General features: G+C 49.5%; 19 protein-coding genes and 1 pseudogene. 9 read left to right on the top strand and 11 right to left on the bottom strand.

All coding sequences use genetic code 11. The features are described from left to right. Positions 1-194: 194 nt before the first annotated feature. The 3 genes from LKK83_RS28675 to LKK83_RS28685 all read left to right on the top strand — a co-directional run bounded on the left by LKK83_RS28675 (position 195) and on the right by LKK83_RS28685 (position 3,122). Positions 195-593, top strand: a complete 399-nt coding sequence (locus tag LKK83_RS28675) for a hypothetical protein (RefSeq protein WP_324634879.1) — start codon at positions 195-197, stop codon at positions 591-593. 222 nt (positions 594-815) lie between these two features. Next, entirely contained in the window at positions 816-2,606 is a 1,791-nt protein-coding gene (aspS, locus tag LKK83_RS28680) for an aspartate--tRNA ligase (protein ID WP_324634880.1), read from the top strand. A 183-nt stretch (positions 2,607-2,789) separates the two neighbouring features. Further along, positions 2,790-3,122, top strand: coding sequence for an STAS domain-containing protein (locus LKK83_RS28685; RefSeq protein WP_324634881.1), 333 nt, complete (start codon positions 2,790-2,792; stop codon positions 3,120-3,122). 32 nt (positions 3,123-3,154) lie between these two features. Here LKK83_RS28685 and LKK83_RS28690 read toward each other — a convergent pair whose 3' ends face one another. The 5 genes from LKK83_RS28690 to LKK83_RS28710 form a co-directional block, all read right to left on the bottom strand. Then, positions 3,155-4,300: a PP2C family protein-serine/threonine phosphatase gene (locus LKK83_RS28690; protein ID WP_324634882.1), complete on the bottom strand. Its 1,146-nt coding sequence runs from the start codon at positions 4,298-4,300 to the stop codon at positions 3,155-3,157. Positions 4,301-4,332: 32 nt separating this feature from the next. After that, entirely contained in the window at positions 4,333-4,461 is a 129-nt protein-coding gene (locus tag LKK83_RS28695) for a hypothetical protein (RefSeq protein ID WP_324634883.1), read from the bottom strand. Positions 4,462-4,975: 514 nt separating this feature from the next. Next, a complete protein-coding gene (locus LKK83_RS28700) occupies positions 4,976-5,602 on the bottom strand; it encodes a 4Fe-4S single cluster domain-containing protein (protein WP_324634884.1) in 627 nt (208 codons plus the stop codon). A gap of 50 nt (positions 5,603-5,652) precedes the next feature. Next, positions 5,653-7,191 (bottom strand): oxygen-independent coproporphyrinogen III oxidase, encoded by a 1,539-nt coding sequence (gene hemN, locus LKK83_RS28705; protein WP_442957383.1) that lies wholly within the window; start codon positions 7,189-7,191, stop codon positions 5,653-5,655. Between the two features lie 18 nt (positions 7,192-7,209). Continuing rightward, a complete protein-coding gene (locus LKK83_RS28710) occupies positions 7,210-7,926 on the bottom strand; it encodes a biliverdin-producing heme oxygenase (protein WP_324634885.1) in 717 nt (238 codons plus the stop codon). Positions 7,927-8,174: 248 nt separating this feature from the next. Between LKK83_RS28710 and acsF the strand changes: the two genes are divergently transcribed. Continuing rightward, positions 8,175-9,254, top strand: a complete 1,080-nt coding sequence (gene acsF / locus LKK83_RS28715) for a magnesium-protoporphyrin IX monomethyl ester (oxidative) cyclase (protein ID WP_324634886.1) — start codon at positions 8,175-8,177, stop codon at positions 9,252-9,254. Between the two features lie 274 nt (positions 9,255-9,528). On the opposite strand, the gene LKK83_RS28720 is transcribed toward acsF, so the two are convergent. From LKK83_RS28720 to LKK83_RS28745, 6 genes are all read right to left on the bottom strand, one after another. Then, positions 9,529-10,080 carry a DUF2808 domain-containing protein gene (locus LKK83_RS28720; RefSeq protein WP_324634887.1) on the bottom strand — a complete coding sequence of 184 codons (552 nt, stop codon included), beginning with the start codon at positions 10,078-10,080 and terminating at the stop codon, positions 9,529-9,531. 420 nt (positions 10,081-10,500) lie between these two features. Beyond that, positions 10,501-11,250 (bottom strand): ferritin-like domain-containing protein, encoded by a 750-nt coding sequence (locus LKK83_RS28725; protein ID WP_324634888.1) that lies wholly within the window; start codon positions 11,248-11,250, stop codon positions 10,501-10,503. A gap of 209 nt (positions 11,251-11,459) precedes the next feature. Then, a complete protein-coding gene (locus tag LKK83_RS28730) occupies positions 11,460-11,681 on the bottom strand; it encodes a hypothetical protein (RefSeq protein ID WP_324634889.1) in 222 nt (73 codons plus the stop codon). A gap of 147 nt (positions 11,682-11,828) precedes the next feature. Beyond that, positions 11,829-12,452 (bottom strand): Tll0287-like domain-containing protein, encoded by a 624-nt coding sequence (locus LKK83_RS28735; protein WP_324634890.1) that lies wholly within the window; start codon positions 12,450-12,452, stop codon positions 11,829-11,831. A 238-nt stretch (positions 12,453-12,690) separates the two neighbouring features. After that, on the bottom strand, positions 12,691-13,011 hold the full coding sequence (locus tag LKK83_RS28740; protein WP_324634891.1) for an ArsR/SmtB family transcription factor: 321 nt from the start codon (positions 13,009-13,011) through the stop codon (positions 12,691-12,693). Continuing rightward, positions 13,002-14,306: an NAD(P)/FAD-dependent oxidoreductase gene (locus LKK83_RS28745; protein ID WP_324634892.1), complete on the bottom strand. Its 1,305-nt coding sequence runs from the start codon at positions 14,304-14,306 to the stop codon at positions 13,002-13,004. Before LKK83_RS28745 ends, LKK83_RS28740 begins: the two co-directional genes overlap by 10 nt. Before the next feature lie 450 nt (positions 14,307-14,756). Here LKK83_RS28745 and petC point away from each other — a divergent pair, with 450 nt between their 5' ends. The 5 genes and pseudogenes from petC to LKK83_RS28770 all read left to right on the top strand — a co-directional run. Next, the gene (gene petC, locus LKK83_RS28750; protein WP_324634893.1) at positions 14,757-15,290 is read left to right on the top strand and encodes a cytochrome b6-f complex iron-sulfur subunit; all 534 of its coding nucleotides are present in this window, start codon (positions 14,757-14,759) and stop codon (positions 15,288-15,290) included. 109 nt (positions 15,291-15,399) lie between these two features. Continuing rightward, on the top strand, positions 15,400-15,795 hold the full coding sequence (locus tag LKK83_RS28755; RefSeq protein ID WP_324634894.1) for a rhodanese-like domain-containing protein: 396 nt from the start codon (positions 15,400-15,402) through the stop codon (positions 15,793-15,795). Positions 15,796-16,033: 238 nt separating this feature from the next. After that, a complete protein-coding gene (locus tag LKK83_RS28760; RefSeq protein ID WP_324634895.1) occupies positions 16,034-17,032 on the top strand; it encodes an NAD(P)/FAD-dependent oxidoreductase in 999 nt (332 codons plus the stop codon). Positions 17,033-17,182: 150 nt separating this feature from the next. Then, positions 17,183-17,713 (top strand): rhodanese-like domain-containing protein, encoded by a 531-nt coding sequence (locus tag LKK83_RS28765; protein WP_324634896.1) that lies wholly within the window; start codon positions 17,183-17,185, stop codon positions 17,711-17,713. Between the two features lie 894 nt (positions 17,714-18,607). Further along, positions 18,608-19,311 (top strand): annotated as a pseudogene (locus tag LKK83_RS28770) (hypothetical protein); the annotation flags it as partial.

The raw sequence follows: 19,311 nt of genomic DNA on the forward strand, positions 1-19,311 counted from the left end.
ACCCAGATCTCAAAGGTCTGGGCGCAGAAGCCCGCGCCGTACCGCCTAAGCGGTCGGCGTCGGGAGTACGTCACAGCTAGAACAACAATTCCCGAAGGGAAGACCGGGTAAAGTGATGGGTGGGTGATGCCCGAAAAACGGATAACCTACAGGTTATCCATCCTCGATAAATCACAAGAAATGGAGAAATCAGAATGACTGATGAAGCGAATGTACCAAAAGAACGCGCCCTCGTGGAAGTCAGCCCGGAAACCAAAGAGCTGATCGACCGCGAGATGCCGAACGAAACCGAACAAATCAAACAAGAAACGATGGCTTTGTTTGAGGCTGTCAAACGGCGAGCGCAAACCGAAATCCAAGGAGCTAGCCAATTCACCACCGATGCCTATCTCAACGCGGTTGAGCAAGCGAAGGCAGCGGTGGAACAAGAGCGGATTATGGATCCCGAGCGGATTGCCTACACCTTCAAGCTGATGGAGATGGATGCAAGGCAAAATTGGGACAACATCGTCAAGGAAATTAGCGATTTAGGCGATCGCCTCTCGGAATCCGCGAAACAGGCATGGGACTCCTTGTTCGATTCTTCCAAATAACACACTTCCCCGATGAGAGCGCTAATTGAGCCTCTGAGTCAGGGGCGACCCCAGGGTCGCCCCTGAAATTTTTGGCGAAATCTATCGGATTTTTTGCACTGCTCGAAGAGCATTCGTGCTAAATTTTAAAAGTTTCCTGGGAAACGCACCTCCCTGGTGCGAGACAATATTCCCAGCCGTTCATTTGTCAATCCACTCAGCCAAAAATTGCAATCGACCACCATGCGAACCTATTATTGCGGCTTCCTCCGAAGCGAGAATATTGGAGAAACTGTCACCCTGTGTGGATGGGTAGACCGCCGCCGGGATCATGGTGGCGTGATTTTCTTGGACTTGCGCGATCGCACCGGTATCGTGCAAATCGTTTCGGATCCGCAACGCACCCCGGACTCCTATGCAGATGCGGAGACCATGCGAAACGAATACGTGGTCCAAATCACGGGACGGGTAACGCAACGTCCGCCCGAGTCTCTCAATCCCAAACTTCCCACCGGCGACATCGAAATCTACGCCGATCGCCTCGAGTTGCTCAATCCGGTCTACAAACCGTTACCCTTCCAAGTCTCCACCGCCGAACCGGAATCGGTGCGCGAAGAGTTGCGCCTGAAATATCGCTATCTGGATTTGCGGCGATCGCGGATGTCGCGCAACCTGCAACTGCGCCACAAAATAATTAAAGCCATCCGCCGTTTCCTGGAAGATGAGTACGACTTCCTGGAAGTGGAAACCCCGATCCTGACGCGATCGACCCCGGAAGGGGCGCGGGATTATTTGGTTCCCTCCCGGGTTAACCCCGGGGAATGGTTCGCCCTCCCTCAGTCGCCGCAACTGTTTAAGCAGTTATTGATGGTGTCGGGGTGCGATCGCTACTACCAAATCGCCCGCTGCTTCCGCGATGAAGACCTGCGCGCCGATCGCCAGCCGGAATTTACCCAACTGGATATGGAAATGAGCTTCATGTCCCAAGCGGAAATCATCGAGCTCAATGAAGCATTGGTTTGCCATCTGTTCAAAACCCTCAAAAATATCGAGTTGCCCCGCCCCTTCCCGCGCCTCACCTACGCTGAAGCGGTAGAGCGCTACGGTACCGATCGCCCGGATACTCGCTACGGCATGGAACTGGTGAATGTCTCCGATATCGTCAAAGACTGTGGCTTTAAAGTCTTCTCCGGTGCAGTCGCCGCTGGCGGAATCGTGAAAGTTCTGCCCATTCCCGGCGGCAATGAGGCGATTTCTAACGTGCGAATTAAACCCGGTGGCGACCTGTTTAAAGAAGCGACTGATGCCGGTGCAAAAGGCATCGCATTCATCCGGGTGAAAGACGGCGGAAAAATCGATACAATTGGCGCAATTAAAGATAATTTATCCGCCGAACAAACAGAAGAATTGCTCCGCCGCTGCGATGCACAACCGGGTCATTTGCTGCTGTTTGGGGCCGGAGATACGGCAACGGTGAATAAAACCCTCGATCGCCTGCGGCAAACCGTCGCCCGTCAGTTGGGGGCGATCGATGAAAGCAAAATTAATCTGCTGTGGGTGACGGATTTTCCCATGTTTGAATGGAATCCCGACGAACAGCGCTTAGAAGCACTGCATCACCCGTTTACCGCACCCAAACCGGAGGATGTAGACCAGATCGAATCCGCTCGCGCTCAAGCCTACGATCTGGTTTACAATGGGTTGGAAATCGCCGGGGGCAGTCTGCGGATTTATCAGCGCGAAATTCAGGAAAAAGTATTTGAGGCGATCGGATTATCCATCGAGGATGCTTACAGCAAATTTGGTTTTTTGCTCGAAGCATTTGAGTACGGCACTCCGCCTCACGGTGGCATTGCTTACGGTTTAGATCGCTTTGTCATGTTGCTCGCTGAGGAAGATTCGATTCGCGATACGATCGCCTTTCCGAAGACGCAGCAGGCACGCTGTTTGTTGACCGGCGCTCCAGCTACGGTGGATAATCTCCAGTTGAAGGAGTTGCATGTTGCTTCTACCTTTAAACCGAAGAGAACCTAATATTTTCCACCGCTAAGGAAATGGGGAACGGGAAATATCGACTGACGCCAGTCTTCGCTTTTCCCCTCACCCATTCCCCCATTCCGGAAACTGCTTGACTTTCCCTTGTCTCGGATTGCTATTATTTATCCACATCAGTAACGTTCTCGAATGCAAACCTTACGCTGACTGTGCAACATCCCTATGAGTTCTGACCCTAAGTTTGAAATCGTGCGCCCCACCGGGATTTTAGATGGTACTCAAGCGCAGAAATTCCGCAAAACCGTCCGGGAATGCCTGGACAACAACCCCGAGATTATCTTAGTCAATCTCCAGGATGTGACGTTTATTGATAGTTCGGGGTTGGGCGGGTTAGTCTCCGCACTGAAAATGGTCCGCACCGCTGGGGCGAAAATGTCGATTTGCTCGATTAACGATCAAGTCAGAATGTTGTTTGAACTAACGAGCATGGATCGGGTGTTTAAAGTTTACCCCGACGAAGAAACATTCAAACAGAAAGTCGTTGACGCCAGTTAGTTTTTTCAGCCAACATTGCATCCCGGAATCCCTTATGGGGTAAAATTAATTTCGAGTAATGACAGGTCATCGTCGAAGTTTTTGTCCGGGTTTAAACTCTGTAGGCGAGCTAACAATTTTGCTAAATCGATGCGGTGTTCGTGTTTGGCTCGATAGTGAGCGAGCAGATTGGCGAAGGCATCCAGACCCCATAGGGTACCGTCAGGCTGATTGATTTCGTAAACGCCATCGCTAAAGACGTACAAGGTGCTGGATGCTTCTATTTTACAAGAGTTTTGATGATATTGGGTTTTGGGAAACATGCCAATGGGTAAGCCTTTGGTTCGAAGGTGTTGCACGTTTGGCTCGCTGTTGGATTCCCCAGAAAATAATAAGGCGGGAGGATGACCCGCACTGGCATAGGTGAGTTCCCTTTGCCCTTGATGATAAACGCCGTACCAGATGGTAAAATATTTGTCTTGCTGGAGGTCCATTTGGAAGTGTTCGTTTAATGCGGTTAACACTTCGTTGGGTTGGGCGAAATCTACTCCCCCCAAGGAGCGCGATCGCAGTAAGTTTAATACCGAAACCGAAGGCAAGGTGGCGGCTAAACCATGACCGGCAACGTCGAGCAAGTAAATCACCAGGCGATCGCGATCTAACCAGTAATAGTCAAAGCAATCTCCCCCGAGTTGGCGTGAGGGAATAAATCGACTGGAAATCGCCACCGGTTCGTTCATGGGAAGCGGTAGCAGCGATCGCACGTAATCCGCCGCCTCGGCTAATTCCGCTTCTAATTTTCGCTTTGAACTTCGCAAGTCCTGATTGAGCTGGTGGATCCTCAGCCCCGCTCGCACTCTGGCTTTTAATTCGTTAATCTCGATGGGTTTCGAGAGAAATTCATCCGCACCGGTGTCTAACCCCATTACCCGATCCTCGGTCGCCCCCCGGGCCGTCAGTAAAATGAAAAAGGTGATGGACAACTCTCGATGAGCTTTGATCTGACGGCAAACTTCCAGCCCATCCACGAGCGGCATCATCCAATCGCAAACGATTAGGGCGGGTAACTGTCGATACGCCTGTTTCATCCCTTCTTCGCCATTACTGGCAACCGTTACCTGATATCCCTGCTTCTGCAAGGCTCTGGTTAGCACCACTCGAACGGTAGGGTCATCATCAATCACTAGAATCTGAGTCATGGAGGAGGTCAATTACGACACTTCGTTTAATCTTAAATAATCTCTGGCGTGGCGATCGCCTCCCTTCCCGCCCCCCACACCCTCCGATGCTTTCCGCACCGAAAGTCTTGCAGCAAGTCAGCAAACGGACACCATCGCCACCCTCTCGTCTCTCTAAACATTAAGCACTTTTGGCTCTCAACTCTACATCCTCGGCTTCTGGGCGTTAAAATTGTCCAAAAAACCACGAACGAGTTGGTTTCTAAAAGCAATAAATCTTGAAAAATAACAACAATAAATCACATAAATCTCTGTAAAAACAGCCGAAAAGATATACAAAAATCCTGAATTTAACATCGGAATTTGTAACCGATATTACAGCAATTGGCCGTTGTTCTCGGATCGAGAGATTCGATCGCGTGAAAACCAATCCACATCAATCAGGGGGTTGCTCCACAAAGGAGACAGGGGTGTGTCCCAAGTTTTATCATAATTGAACCCGAGGCGATCGCGTAAATAAACCCGCCCTGACATAACACAGGGCCGATTCGCCGTCAAACGGTGGCGCGCCGGGCGCAATAATGGATGGGCTGGCGACGGATGGGGCGGGAGTCAAGGATCGGTGCGATCGGGCAAAAAAAAGCCGCAAAGTAGCAACCGCTAACCTTGCGACCGATTTAGATTCCCGAAAAAACCTTACCCTTCCGCCAAATCCATATGTCCGCGAAACCCGGTGACGATCCGAGACCCATCTTTAAGCACGTGAATCTCCATCTGATCGCTCGCCCAGGAAATTTTATCTCTCAACGCGGGATTGAAGACCCGAACTTGCTGATTGCGAGAGGAGACGGGGGACTCGGGAGAATTAATCGCCAACGACTCCACATAGGGTCCGTCAATCAAGATGTCAAGCTGTTCTAACAATTCCCCCGCCGCAGGCGGTGCATTTTCCCCTTGCAATTCTCCCAGGGTAAATCCGGTAAAAGACATCACGTTAAAACCGGCAGCTTTTAACTTCTTCGCCAGTTGCACCAATGCGGGGGCTTGCCAAAAGGGTTCCCCCCCAGAAAAGGTAACACCTTGGTTATTTTCATTGCTGAGAATTTTCTCGGCGAGTTCGTCTACCGAAATCAACTGATTGGGTTCAAACGACCAAGACTCGGGGTTGAAACATCCGGAACATTCTCGCAAACACCCTTGTACCCACACCACGGCGCGCTTTCCTGGGCCATTCACTTCTGACTCGTCCACATATCCCATGATATTGAGATACCCGGGTGGAATCTGAGCTAATTCGGGCGGGGTGTTGGTTGTGTGAGTCATCTGCTTCCTCCCTTGAGGTTTCTTTCAATTTTATCAACTGAAATCAAGGGTCAAATTGATTTTGATAATTTCTTTATAATCTTGTCGCGAGTTCGCCCATCAAAAATGGAAGCAATGTTGCGAATCAACAACCGCCCGGTGGGTGTCACCTCGATTTCATCCGGGTAGAGGCGCACCAGTCCATCGGCTTCGAGCAATTCTAGTTCGTATTTTTCTCGGTCAAAATACTTATCGAAGTCGAGGTTATATTTTTGCGCGATCGCAGTTTTATCCAGGGTAAAATGACACATCAGCTCCATAATAACCTCCCGGCGAATCCGATCCTCAGCGGAGACCACTACACCTTTGGCAATCGGCAGATTCCCCTGGTCAATGGCTCGATAATAGTCTTTCAACCCCTTGTGATTCTGCACGTACAGGCTATCCAACATGCTAATCGAGGTCAGACCAAAGCCGAATAAATCCGAAGACCCGGCTTTAGTGGTATAGCCTTGAAAATTCCGGTGCAGGGTTTGTTCCCGTTGCGCGATCGCCAGTTCGTCATTGTCTTTGGCAAAGTGATCCATGCCAATAAACTGATACCCATTTCCGGTGAGCTTCTCGATGGTCATTTGCAAAATATCGAGTTTTTCCGCCGCCCCCGGAAGTGCATCGGGAGAAATATTTTTCTGCACTGGTTTGAGCGCAGGCAAATAGGCAAAATTAAACACCGCAATCCGATCCGGACTCAGTTGCAGGGTTTTTTCCACCGTATCGGTAAAGGTTTGCAGGTTTTGGAACGGAAGTCCGTAAATTAAGTCCACATTCACGCTCTCAAACCCGGCTTCGCGAATCCATTCCATCACTTGAAACAGCATTTTTTCCGGTTGTACCCGGTTCACTGCTTCTTGTACTTGCGGGTGAAAGTCTTGGATGCCAAAACTGATGCGATTGAATCCGAGATTCCGCAAGTGGAAGATATAATTGCGGTCTACATACCGGGGGTTAATTTCTAGGGAAATTTCCGCATTTTCGTCAAAGGTAAAATGACGATTGATTTCGGTCCACAAAGTTTCGGCTTGATGGGGCATTAAGTAATTCGGCGTCCCGCCGCCCCAGTGTAGCTGAACCACTTTGCGATCGCGATCGATTAACGAGGCTACCTGTTCGATATTGCGATACAGATAATCCAAATAAGGCTCGACCACTAATTCCTTTTTCTGGGTAATAATTACGTTACAGCCGCAAAAATAGCAGGCGCTTTCGCAAAAGGGCACGTGAAAGTAAAGCGACAAGGGGGTTTGGTTTTGATTCCCCAAAGCGATCGCATTGTGAAACTCGGTGTGGTTAAAATCCGTGCTTAATTCTGTGGCGGGGGGGTAGCTGGTGTAGCGAGGGGTGGGTTTGTCGTATTTCGAGATCAGTTGAGAATCAAATTTGACGTCGGGGTTAAATACATGCATGAGTTTGATAGTTCTCCAAGGATTGAATTCAAAAGGATAAAAATGGCGATCGCTGCCTAAACCCAGCCCCAAGGCTGAGGGGTCGCGACTAGGTTTTGCCCAGTCGCGAGTTGCCAATCGACTGGCTGTAAATCGCTCGCAATCCACGATAAATGGTTTACCACCCTATTGACTGCTGACCAATTCCGTGCTACCCGGACGGCGAATACCGGCGTGACGGTCGAATTCTTCTTGACCGATCGCTTCAATCAAACCCGGTTCGAGTTCTTTGAATAAAGCGCGACTGAGGGTAAAGGATTTTTCGGCTTCAGCGGCGATGCGATCGGCCATTTCTTCGTCGATGTCTAGTTCGTTTAACCGTTGGCGGTATTTCCCCTTAAACTCATCGAGATTTGGGAGTTTGCGGAACTCGTAAAATGCGGTTCCTTTGTCTCCCGGAAGGTTTAGGGCGGTTCTCGCCACTTTTTTAAAGTTTTGACCCCCGGACATATCCCCCATGTAGCGGGTGTAAGCATGAGCAATTAATAATTCCGGGGCGCTGGCAGAAATTTCGCGCAGGCGGGCGATAAACTGCTGACAAGCGGGAGAAGGAGAAATGCGTCCGCGCCAATCTTCCCCGTAGAAAAAGCTCAAGTCTTCTTCTAAATTGGGTCGGCGTTGAATTTCGGGAAAATATACCGCACTCACCACCGGATGGTCTTGATGGCGTTGCATTTCTGACTCTAAAGCACTATAAACGAAATAGAGACTCGTGGTTAATTTTTCCACGGACTTTTTGTCGATCGCTCCTTTGAGAAAACACTTGATAAAACCCGCATTTTCCGATGAGGTATGGGGTTTTTTAGTGGCTTCGCGAAGTTTGATGGCTAAATTGCTATTCATTGGCGATGTCTCGAACCCGCACTGGGACTCGCTATCCGCATCCAAGTCCCCCGGTGGGGGTGGCGGATGGCGCGCAGGGAGATGCGGGGCGGGATCTACCGCTCTCCCTGAAAGCTTAAATGATTATATAGCTGTATGGATGTCAAACGTTAACGCCCCGCCCAAAAACTTTTCAAAACTTAATATTTCGCCAAATGCGGATGTATCGTTATAGAATAATCTGGTCATACAGTCATGGAGAGCCAATCATGGTAAACACAGCATCCAAACCAACCCTGGGCGATCGCAAATCCCACTCTGAAGCGGTGGCGACGGAGGAAACCGTTCTGACGCCTCGGTTTTACACCACGGATTTTGAGGCGATCTCTCGCATGGATATCTCGTCTCAGGAAACCGAACTCAAAGCCATGCTCGAAGAAATGCGGAATGACTACAACCGCCACCACTTCGTGCGCGATGAGGAGTTTGAACGGTCCTGGGATGAGATTGACGAACAAACCCGCAGCGCCTTTGTGGAATTTTTAGAACGGTCCTGCATGTCAGAGTTTTCCGGGTTTCTCCTGTTTAAGGAAATCTCTCGGAAAGTGAAAAACGCCAATCCCCTGTTGGCAGAAATCTTCAGTCTGATGGCGCGCGATGAAGCCCGTCACGCGGGATTTCTAAATAAGGCGATGAGCGATTTTACCACCACTTTAGATTTAGGCTATATCACGAAAGCCCGTCATTACACCTTTTTTAAGCCCGAGTGGGTGATTTATGCAGTTTATCTGTCGGAAAAAATTGGCTACTGGCGCTATATTACGATTTTTCGTCATTTAGAATCCCATCCGGAAAATCAGTTTTATCCGCTTTTCCGGTTCTTCGAGAGCTGGTGTCAGGATGAAAACCGTCACGGGGATATTTTTAAGGCCCTGTTGCGATCGCAACCGAAAATGTGGAATAACTGGAAATCTCGGTTGTGGGCGCGTTTCTTTTTACTAACCGTATTTGCCACTCATACCCTCACGGTTCACGAACGGGCAGATTTTTACATCTCTTTGGGATTAGACCCCACGGAGTTCGATAAGGAAGTGACTCGCCAGACGAACAACACCGCCGCCCGGGCATTTCCGGTGGTTCTCGATGTGGAGCATCCGGAGTTTTTCGCGCGCATGAGTCGCTGCAGCAATCGCAATTTAAAAATCGCCGAAATCGAAAAAAGCAAGGCACCTAAACTGGTGAAGTTCTTCCGCAAACTTCCCCTCAACTTAGCTATTGTTGGCGACTTGTTGCGGCTTTATTTAATTAAACCGATTGATGCGGAAGCTCTGCGCGAAACCGTGCGCTGAAACCGCTTTTTACCCCAGGGAAAATCCCGGCTCGGAGATGAGGAGGGCAGGGGGTTTCCTGGTGGTATCCCGTAATGGCGGTTCCATCCAATGCCACTCTATTTTCTGTTGTCACTCTCGATGAATGTTTGAGTCGCGATCGCCCTGTGTTTTCTGTGCGATCGCGAGAATCGTCCGGCTAACTTTTATGGCGATCGATAACTCGGAGGGTGAGCTATCCCCACCCTCCGATCGTGAAATTTAATGCTTAGCTGGTTGTTGAGTTTCAAACTCATCAGTCAGCGGTTAATTGTAGGCGCTTGAATCCTAAAAACTGACCGCGAACCCGATCGCCTTCAGGAAATGCGGTAACGCCAAATAAGTAAATGCCGTCGGTTTGGGGGTTGCGATTGGTATGGAGGCGCACGATCGCGGTTTCGCCCGGTTGGATGGGACGTTCAAAGGCGATCGACACATTGCGCCCATTTGGATCGCGGGTTACATCTGCGATCGCAATTGGTTCTCCCTTGCGTTCGCTTTCACAGGCGGCGGTGACTTCTACGTTGAAGTCTATCTCCTCGAGTCCTTCTTCTTGTGAGATGGTCAGGCGTTGCACCGGTTCGCCTCCATTTTCTGGCACCTGCAAGGTGAAGAAATAATCCGCCGGCATGCTGACGCAGTTGTGGTTGACATCCACTTCGACAAATTCCGGAGGGCGATCGAAGGCGACGGTTCCATCCGGGAATTCTACTGCCCGCACTGCAGGGGCGATCGCTGCGATCGCGCTGACAGACAGTCCCACTAAAGCGCTGTTGATGATTTTGGTGGAGAATTGATTGGGTTTCATATCTACCTCTGCTGGGTTCTAGATCGATTTAATTCTAGTCTATGACTATCTAGTTATATTGTCAATGAGCAAATATGCGGGGTGAGAAATTCCCGAGGGTCGAACCGGATTATTTTATTTTAAAATTGCAAGTAATTAAAATATGACAGCATAGCTAAAACCCTTATGGAGCAATGAATACTCTGTAAAATTCGCCAACAATTACCATGCATAGTAAAAGCAATAAAAATTTTTGCCTTTTGGTTGTTTTATGATGAAATTGCATGAAAAATAAAGCAAGCCTCTCCCGGAAACCGTCTGTCAGCTTCGCGGGAGAGGTTTAACATAACTTTACATTTTGCAGTCTCAAAATAAAAACGAGACCAAAATCCATCGCGAGAGCGAGAGCAAGCGGGCGCAATCCCTCTGCACCGGACAAAATTATTGCGACTGGCTGTAGCGACGAGCGCAACGTTGAAACGCGGGCAAATGCCGTTGTTGCGAAGCACTTTGCAACCGGGAAAATGCGTCTAGGATATCCGGTTCGCGGACGACGGAAAAAAAGCGATCGTACATTTCCATATTATCCAGTTCCCCTTGGATACCAGCTTGACAAGCGGCGAACAAGCTTTCGGGCGCTTCCATATTGCCGGTAAAGGTATCTTCCGGGATGGGTAAGCCATATTTGACAAACAGGCGCTTCAACATTTCCGCATGTCTGGCTTCGGAATGAATGATATTGCTAAAGGGTCGAATCGGCCCGAATTTGTTGAGAATTGCTTCGTAAAAGGCACGGGCTTTATATTCATCGTTGATGGCTTCGATGAGCGCTTGATGAGTTTCCGCATCCAGGGTTTTGCTGGCCCTGGGGTTGGCTTTCTGTGCAGTGAAAGACCCTCGCCCACATCCTCCAAATTTGCCTTGTCCGTACCGCTTGCGATGTCCGGAACCCCCGCAACCGAATCGGCGCGGGTGCTGTTGAAAAGAATTAACCATTGTTTGCTGTATGTTATCGGGGTTTTCTGTGACGGAGGCGATCGCAGTTAATGGCGATCGCGCTTCCGAGAGGTGTTTTCCGGGTTCAATGTCCGCCGCCAGGGCGGGAAAACTGCTGAAATGAATCACCAGCCAGAGAATGCCGGCGTCCAATCCGCCAAATTTAGAAAGTTTTCGGCAAATTCTGTTTATCATTTTGGCGCTTTTTTGTCAAGTTACGGAACGGGTTACATTAGACTTTTCCAGGGGAAAAGCGAGCGGTAGGGTGGGCAACGAGTTGCCCACCCTACCCGTGATTTCGGTGCGTGAGTCCTGTGGAAAAAGGGTAGTAGGGAACGGATTTAATTAGACTCGTTCCCAGGGGAAAGCGAGTTAGGGGCGAAGCAGGGATTTTCGGGAGATGTTTAATCGCCGATCGCACGGTTCAACCAGTCTTCAATGTCCGCCCAAGACAAACTATCAGGGTTGGGAATTGCAAGCTGCGATCGCCCATTGCTTTCGGAAATTTGGAACGCGGGATTATAGCTAATTTCCGTGGAAAAACTGCCGATATCGATAACCAGCAACAACATCACCGCACCCAAAATTAAAAGCAAGGAAACAATTTGTCCGATTCTCCAACTCATTCTCTGACCTCCTCATGCTTTTTTTTACCAATTTTTTCAACGAGGCAATCCCTTGATTTGGGCAATTAATTCATCAAAAAAAGTAGGGAAAATTGCCGCGTTTTTTTACCAAAATTACAGCAATTTTCCCCACAATAGGGGGAATTTCTAATTGGCGATCGCTTCTTTTACGCCTTGCTGAATTTCATCGGGAATAAACACGGAATACATCCCGCGCAAGTCTCCGACTTCAAAATCATAGGCCAAATCTTGGGGATAGTTTTCTTTCACAAATTGGGGGCGATCGTCTTTCGCGCCGTGACAGGCGAGACAACTGGCTTCCACGTTAATGCGGCGATAGTAATGGGTTCCGGGTTCGCCGTTAACGGTGGTTCGTTCCCAAAATCCCATCAATTCCGGATCGAGATCCAGTTTGGTTAGTGCCATTTGCACCTGGACGTTTTCCGGTTTATGGGCCGGATTGCGATATTTTTTGGCAATTTGTTTCACTTGCCAGTTGTTTTCTTCTGCTAGTTTTTTGGCTTTCATGCCCACCGGTTTGCACACTTCTTTCATGGTTTGCAGGGTGGGTTCTTCGGTGTTATCTTCCAGGGTGGAGGCTAAACCGGCGCGCATTCCATCGAGGTATTCGATTTCTCGCACCGCTTTTGCGAGTTGGGCGGGGTCAGGAAGCGCGATCGCCGGCTGGGGATGTAAGGTAAACAGCCAAATCGTGGCGATCGCTGCGAGTAGCAGGCGAGAAACCGTTTTAAACCCTGGATACTTTCTCATAGTTGGGGTCTCCTTTTTAACTATAGCTTTGTATTTCCATCAAGCGATGGATTGATCGACACAATGAGCTAGGGGAAAGGTGATGGGGGAATGGTTGTCTGTTCGCGGGAAAATGGGGGATGTCTGATTTGGCGGTACCCAAACCGACTCTCAGTTATGGGAATCCAAAACGCTTGCGGGTTGAAAACAATGGTAGGCACCTGGCATGTTTGAGAACTGAGAGCCTATGCATCCCCGATTATACCGTCGATCGCACCATAGTTTCTTGCTGCTGCATCAGCTTGCGCGTGTGTACGCACAGGTTTAACAAATCCGGATCGATAACCCGATAGTAGCGGCATACTCCAACCCGGCGACAAGCCACAATTTTAGCATTTTTGAGCAAGCGGAGGTGTTTGGAAACATTGGCTTGCTGCAACCCGGTGCGATCGCAGATTTCCTGCACGTTGCGTTCGGAACCGCAAATTGCCGACAAAATCCGCAACCGGGTGGGTTCTCCGAGAATTTTAAACCGTTCTGCCAAAGATTCAAATTCCTCTGGCTTTAAATTCATTTCCATTGAGTAACTCCTGCGATCGGTGTCGAGTCTCCTGTAGCTTCAACGAGAGAAAGTCCTAACAATTTCAGTCCAAAACGCTCGAACCAGGGAATAGCTAATCCGAAGCGCATTTTAGCGAGAAAATATTGCTCGAAAGCAACTTTACCCCAGCACACCCAGCGACCTTGTTTGACGAAGGCGCGGGTGCGTTGTTTGGTGACTGGATCGGGTAACACCGGATCGGCGATAAATACAAGACCCGTATCGCCAAAATCCGCCATACAAATTGCATCTAAAGTCGGGGTAATTGTCGCGCCAGAAATCGCGCCTAATTTGAGGGCAATATTATGAGCCACAGCCATTCCCATTGCCTCAGTCATTTGTCCGGTTTTGGGGACTCCCACGGGCACTGGGGTGGCTTCTGGCGGTGCGAGTTGCACCACGACGCCTGCTGCATAAATCGAGGAAAATCGGGGATGCTGACAGGTGGGCAAAACGGGGATAAATCCATCTTTGTCTGCAAATCCGGGCAGTTCTCTGACGAAACGCGGTCCTCGAAATGGCGGGAGTAGCATAGCATAGGAATGAGGCAGGCAAGATCCATCGGCTAAGGCAATTTTTTCGGGAGCAATTTCTGTAATTTCTGCATTAGCAATGACTTCTATTTCCCGTTTGGCTAACAACCGGGTGACTAATTCATAAGAGTCTGCCATCCCACCAATTCCCAGATGCCCGGGATAGGGTTCTGGGGTGAGGAAGGTGATGGGAACGCGATCGCGCAATTTTAGCTTTCGCAATACATAATCGGCTAATAATGCAAATTCATAAGCTGGTCCCATACAACTGACTTTTGGCATAGCTCCCACCACCAGTGGGCCGGGATTTTTTAAGAATTTCTCCCAGGCTTCGCGCGCGAGTATGGCATGATTTGCATTGCACACTGAGTGGGTCCAGCCATTTTCCGGTCCGAGTCCGGGAGTCTCGTCTAAGGCGAGTTCCGCGCCGGTGGCGATCGCCAGATAGTCGTATTCGATTTGTTCTTCTCCGAGCCACAGTTTTTGCCCTTCGGGATCGAGTCGCGTGACTTTGCCTTCACTCCAGGCAATGCCCCGATTTTTTAACAGTTTGCTGACTTCGAGTTGGATGCGATCGAGTGACATTAACCCCAATCCTACCCAAGGCAAGGAGGGAATAAACGTAAACCTTGGCTGATTGGAAATCAGCGTAATTCGATGCTCGCGGGGAAGCAGGTGCCGCAATTCATAGGCGGTGGGTAATCCGCCTATCCCCGCACCAATTACAACGATATGAGCCATCAGTCTTTACATCCTCCCGTTTTGTTGCCTCACCCTTAATGGTAGGCGATCGCCCGCGATTCCCACAGAGCCAAGCACCCGCTTTCCCTCGGTGGGGTCGATTTCCATTTTATCACTACATACTTATTTAATCACCTGACCATTTTTCTGTCAAGATTTTCCCGGGATTCGTTATCCGAAATTGACAATCTGTAATCCTCGATCGCAAGATAAGATTGTAGAGGGATTGCAAGAATTCCCCCAGGGTCGGGGAACCCTGGCAAACCCGAAAACCAGCACAGCGCAAGAAATTGCTTAATTCTCAACTCTCCATTCTCAAGTCTTAATTCTTCATCCTCCCCTAGGGGATAAACGAGAAAAATTTTCGTTAACCCTTGACTAAATAACTAAATAGTGATACAACTATTATAGAACGCAATTCGATTGAAAATTGCTTAGGAGGATTTACTTATGGACGAGACACTGAGATTGAATAGTCCCTCGATGTCGCGGCGCAAGCTGCTGAATTTTCTCACCGGTGCGGCGGTAGCGACGACGGCAGGCGCTGCAATTTATCCGGTGTCCAAATACTTTGTCCCGCCCTCAGAAACCACCGAAGGCGGTGCGATTTTAGCCAAAGACAAAATCGGCAATCCGATTCGGGCCAGTCAAATTTTGGCCGAACCGGTGGGGACCCGCGCCTTAGTGGCGGGTTTAGCGGGGGAACCGACATATTTAACCGTGAAAGAAGACGGTACCCTCGGCGATCGCGGCATTGTGAACAACTGCACTCACCTTGGTTGCACCTTTCCGTGGAACGAAATGGACGAACAGTTCCAATGTCCCTGTCACGGTTCCCGGTTTGCTCCCGATGGATCCGTGGAACGCGGTCCGGCGGATAGACCTTTGAAATTAGTTCGCATCAGCATAGAAGGCGATCGCATTTGGATCGCACCTTGGAACGACATCGATCCGCGCACCGGCCAAAAACCGTGGTGGGTATAAGAATTTGAGACATTTTAACCCTAGGGTGGGCAATGCCCATCCTCCTCAACCCACTGAGAAAAGACAAGTCAGAAAAGACACAGCGATCGCATAACCAGGAGAGATTAACATGAGCAATCAACTCGACAATTCCGTAACCAATATTTCCCCACAAGAATTTGTCGCTTTCAGCAATCCCCCCCTACTCATTGACGTGCGCTCCAACTTGGAATATAAAAGCGGACATGCACCGAATGCCCTCAACCTGAGCTTACCTCGGGTACTGATGGGAAGCATTCCCCTGTTGCGCCAATGGATGTGGCCCGAGTGGTTTCAAAACCTGTCTCCAGAGCGAGAAATTGCGATTATTTGCTTCACCGCTCATCGCAGTCCGATAGTCGCCAAACAACTGGCAAAATGGGGATTCAAGCGCGTTTATAACGTCACCGGCGGCATGGTAGAATGGAAAAAACTCGGCTTTGAAACCCGCAAAGGCAACGAACCAACCCCGGCGACTTCAGTGTAAGTCCTTCCGTTGAGTTAGCGCTTCATTTTGTTTTTGCACCCGCAGGATACAGCTCGCCACTGCCGGGGATAATTCATCCCCGGCACCTCTTAAAACTGCTCTCTATTCGGTCTAAATTCCCGCTTTAATTATCGAAGTTTTAGGTAATTTTTGCCGAGATAGATGACAATAGGGGTGCAAATCCCGTGCCTTTACTTAACCGATTGTTTCATTTTTCAGGTCAAGGAGAAAAGCAGCCATGCAACTGACGAAAAAAAATCTGGAAGAACGCCGCGATCGCATTTATGATGCTATCATCGTCGGCGGAGGAGCCGGGGGACTATCTGCCGGCGTCTATTTGCAACGATTTCGGCTTTCGAGTTTAATCATCGATAAAGGCAAAGCACGGTCATTTTGGATGCAAGAACTGCACAATTATTTAGGGTTGCCGCCGGATACTCCCGGGCGCGTATTGCTCAAACAAGGGAAAGAGCATTACAGTTCCCTGGATGGGGATATGTTAAACGGTTATGTGGAAGAAGTCATCGATGAGGGAGAAACCTTTGCCGTGCGGGTGAAAGTCGGTCGGCAAAATAGCATTTATCCCGTGTTTCGGTCAAAATATTTAATTGCTGCCAGTGGGATTATCGACCATTTAGTGCCCTTAGAAGACATGAAAAATGTCTTTGACTATGCTGGATATAACCTGCATGTTTGTATGGTTTGCGATGGCTATGAAATGACCGACAAGCACTGTGGGTTCTTTGCTGGTTCCGAAGCCAGCATTGAGGAGATGGTGTTTAATTTAAGCTGGTTTACGCCGTATATTACTATTTTCACGCATGGGTTGTTTGAGGTGAGTGGAGAAATGCGAGAAAAACTGCGATCGCATGGTTATCGTCTGATAGAAACCCCCATCAAACAGTTCCTCGGCGAAAATCACCACATGACTGGCGTGGAATTAGTGGATGGTACGGTAGTGGAATTAGAAACCGGATTGATTTCGATGGGGTCGCACTATCATAGCACCTATCTAAAAGGCATCGATTTAGAACTCAAAGGGCAAAATATCGTCACTGACAAAATGGGGCGTACTTCTCACCCGCGAATTTTTGCCATTGGTGATTTAAAAGTGGGATTAAATCAAGTGGCGGTGGCGGTGGGGGATGGAGCCTTAGCCGCTACGCAAATTTGGCGGGATATTCGGCGCGCCTCTGGGCCGCGCCTCTGGGAAGAAAATCTGGCGGTGAAGGCGTAGAAAACAATAATGGGGTGAGTGAAATTAACCCGCCAAAGAGAAGCGGGGGGTAACACACTATCGGAATCGATAGATTGTCCTCACCCCAAAGATTCGATTAACTCAGTTATTTTAACAGTAAATGAGACGATAAAAGGAGGTAAAATTAACATGAAAATCCGCAAGATTATTGCCACAAGTATTCTCAGTTTGTTGTTTTTTATCGTGACGGTTTTGGGCGTGTTTTCAGCTCCGCAAACGGCTGCTGCGGAGGGGATTAGTGCCGGGAGAGAGAGCCTGGTGGCGGAGGCGTCTACTGCACAAGAGGAGCCGGCATTTGATGCGATCGCCGCCAAGAAGTTTCTGGAAAATGTACCCAAGGGATATTATGCTTTGCTCGGGGTGAAAGCGTTTAAAGACTTTAGGAGTTATCATCCGGATATGCTGCTGGTAGACGTGCGATCGCCTGCCGAATATACGATGGGTCATCTTCCGGATGCGGTGAATATTCCCCTGCGATCGCTAGCCGATAATCTGGAGAAAATCCCCACCGATAAACCCGTGGTGCTTTATTGTTCGAGCGGGCATCGGTCCACAATGGGGATGACCGTCTTGCAACTGCTGGGTTACAACAACGTAATGAGTTTCCCCCCCAGTGTCAACGGATGGAAAGCTGCAGGAGAATCCCTGACGCCATTTTAGGGGGGTAAATTGAGAAAATTGCGAATTGGCGATTGCCAATAGTCTGGCATGTCAGTGGGTGGTGTGACATTGCACCCCCACTTTTTTTATCCAGGGATCCAGGGAAATGCAACCCCGGCGAGGGTGGATGGCCCCTCCACCCCAATTTTGGCAAAGATTGCACAATAGAGGAGAGGGCGTGACGAGGCGATCGCACGGGGGGTGTCGATCGCCTAGAGAAAATCGAGCCACAGGTAGATAAACAACCGGGGCCAATTTATTAGCAATAGAAAAACCGGCGATCGGATTCATTAACCTGCGCCCCAAGGAGACATTTTCCAGTGCCACTTTCGGAAAAACCCAGACCCTTTTTGGACCAAAAAGCCTAGCCGGCTAGGGAAGAGGGTGTCCTTTCAGTTCCGGGAAATTGTCATTAAGTTGCTTAACAACCGTGGAACCGCCAGAGACAGAAAATGCCGGCAGTTGCGCCAACGCAGCAGGAACACAAACGGAAATTTGTTGAGCTTACCGAAAGAGCGTATCCCCTACATGACAAGCGTTTGCGCTTTCCCAAACCGATAGCATGACAGAGGTTTTTTAAATTTCTGTCGCCAAAAAATATTCTTGCCAATAATTGAAGATTTGTGAATGGCTATGGATTTGGCCTCGGGATTTTCACGGAATTCTACAAGGTGGGAAAAAAGTCATCAGCCATATTGCTGAATTTTCCCGCAGCTCATCAACACTTCACAAAAAGGAAAACTCTATATTTTTTTGATGAAGAAAGACCTAAACCTCTAGACATACGCAAAAAGACAAGGCAATAATAAGACAGATGAGCAAAAGAAGCAGGTCACACCCTCAGACTTTCTCTCTCTTGGGCGCTGCTAAGCTATGAACTCGGAGGTTCTATCGATGATTAACAAACAAGCTCTAACTTCTAATTTGACCAAAACCGCGATCGCCACCGTTGGTTTTGCCTTCGCCTCAACCGCGTTAATTGCCGCACCAGCCAACGCCGATACTTTAACTCTCGACCTGAGTGACGCCACCAACGGCGATAAGGCGGCGGATTATCCCACCGTACAAATAGAGCTGTCGCAAACCGACCCTAGCGGCCCGATTCAAGCGACGGTTGATGTGGTCCCCGGCCCCACCGGAGCGATCGGCGACCTGCGCGGCGTTTTCTTAAATCTTCCTAATGGCAGCGCAGTCACGATTTCCCCGGTTTCTGGAGGCCCCATCACTGCCATTGAGGGAACCGCGAACGAATCTGGACGCATCGGCAACAGTGCTAAGCTCAACGGTACTGGCATTAACTTCAACGCTGGAGTAGAAATTGGTCGGCAGGGAATTTCCGGTGGAGATGACTATCAAACGACCACCTTTACCATCTCCGGCGCTGGATTGAGTTTGAGTGACTTTACCTCGAGCACCTTTGGCGTGCGCTTGATGACCGTCGGCACTCCCGATAGCGAGCGCGAGGGTAGCTCCAAAACGATTGGTACTGCTCCATCCACCGTAGTCGCGAGCAACCCGGATGGCGGAAGCGATCCGGTGGGCGGAAGCGATCCGGTGGGCGGAAGCGATCCGGTGGGCGGAAGCGATCCGGTGGGCGG

The sequence above is a fragment of the Phormidium sp. CCY1219 genome, assembly GCF_035615515.1.
Taxonomy (GTDB): domain Bacteria; phylum Cyanobacteriota; class Cyanobacteriia; order Cyanobacteriales; family Laspinemataceae; genus CCY1219.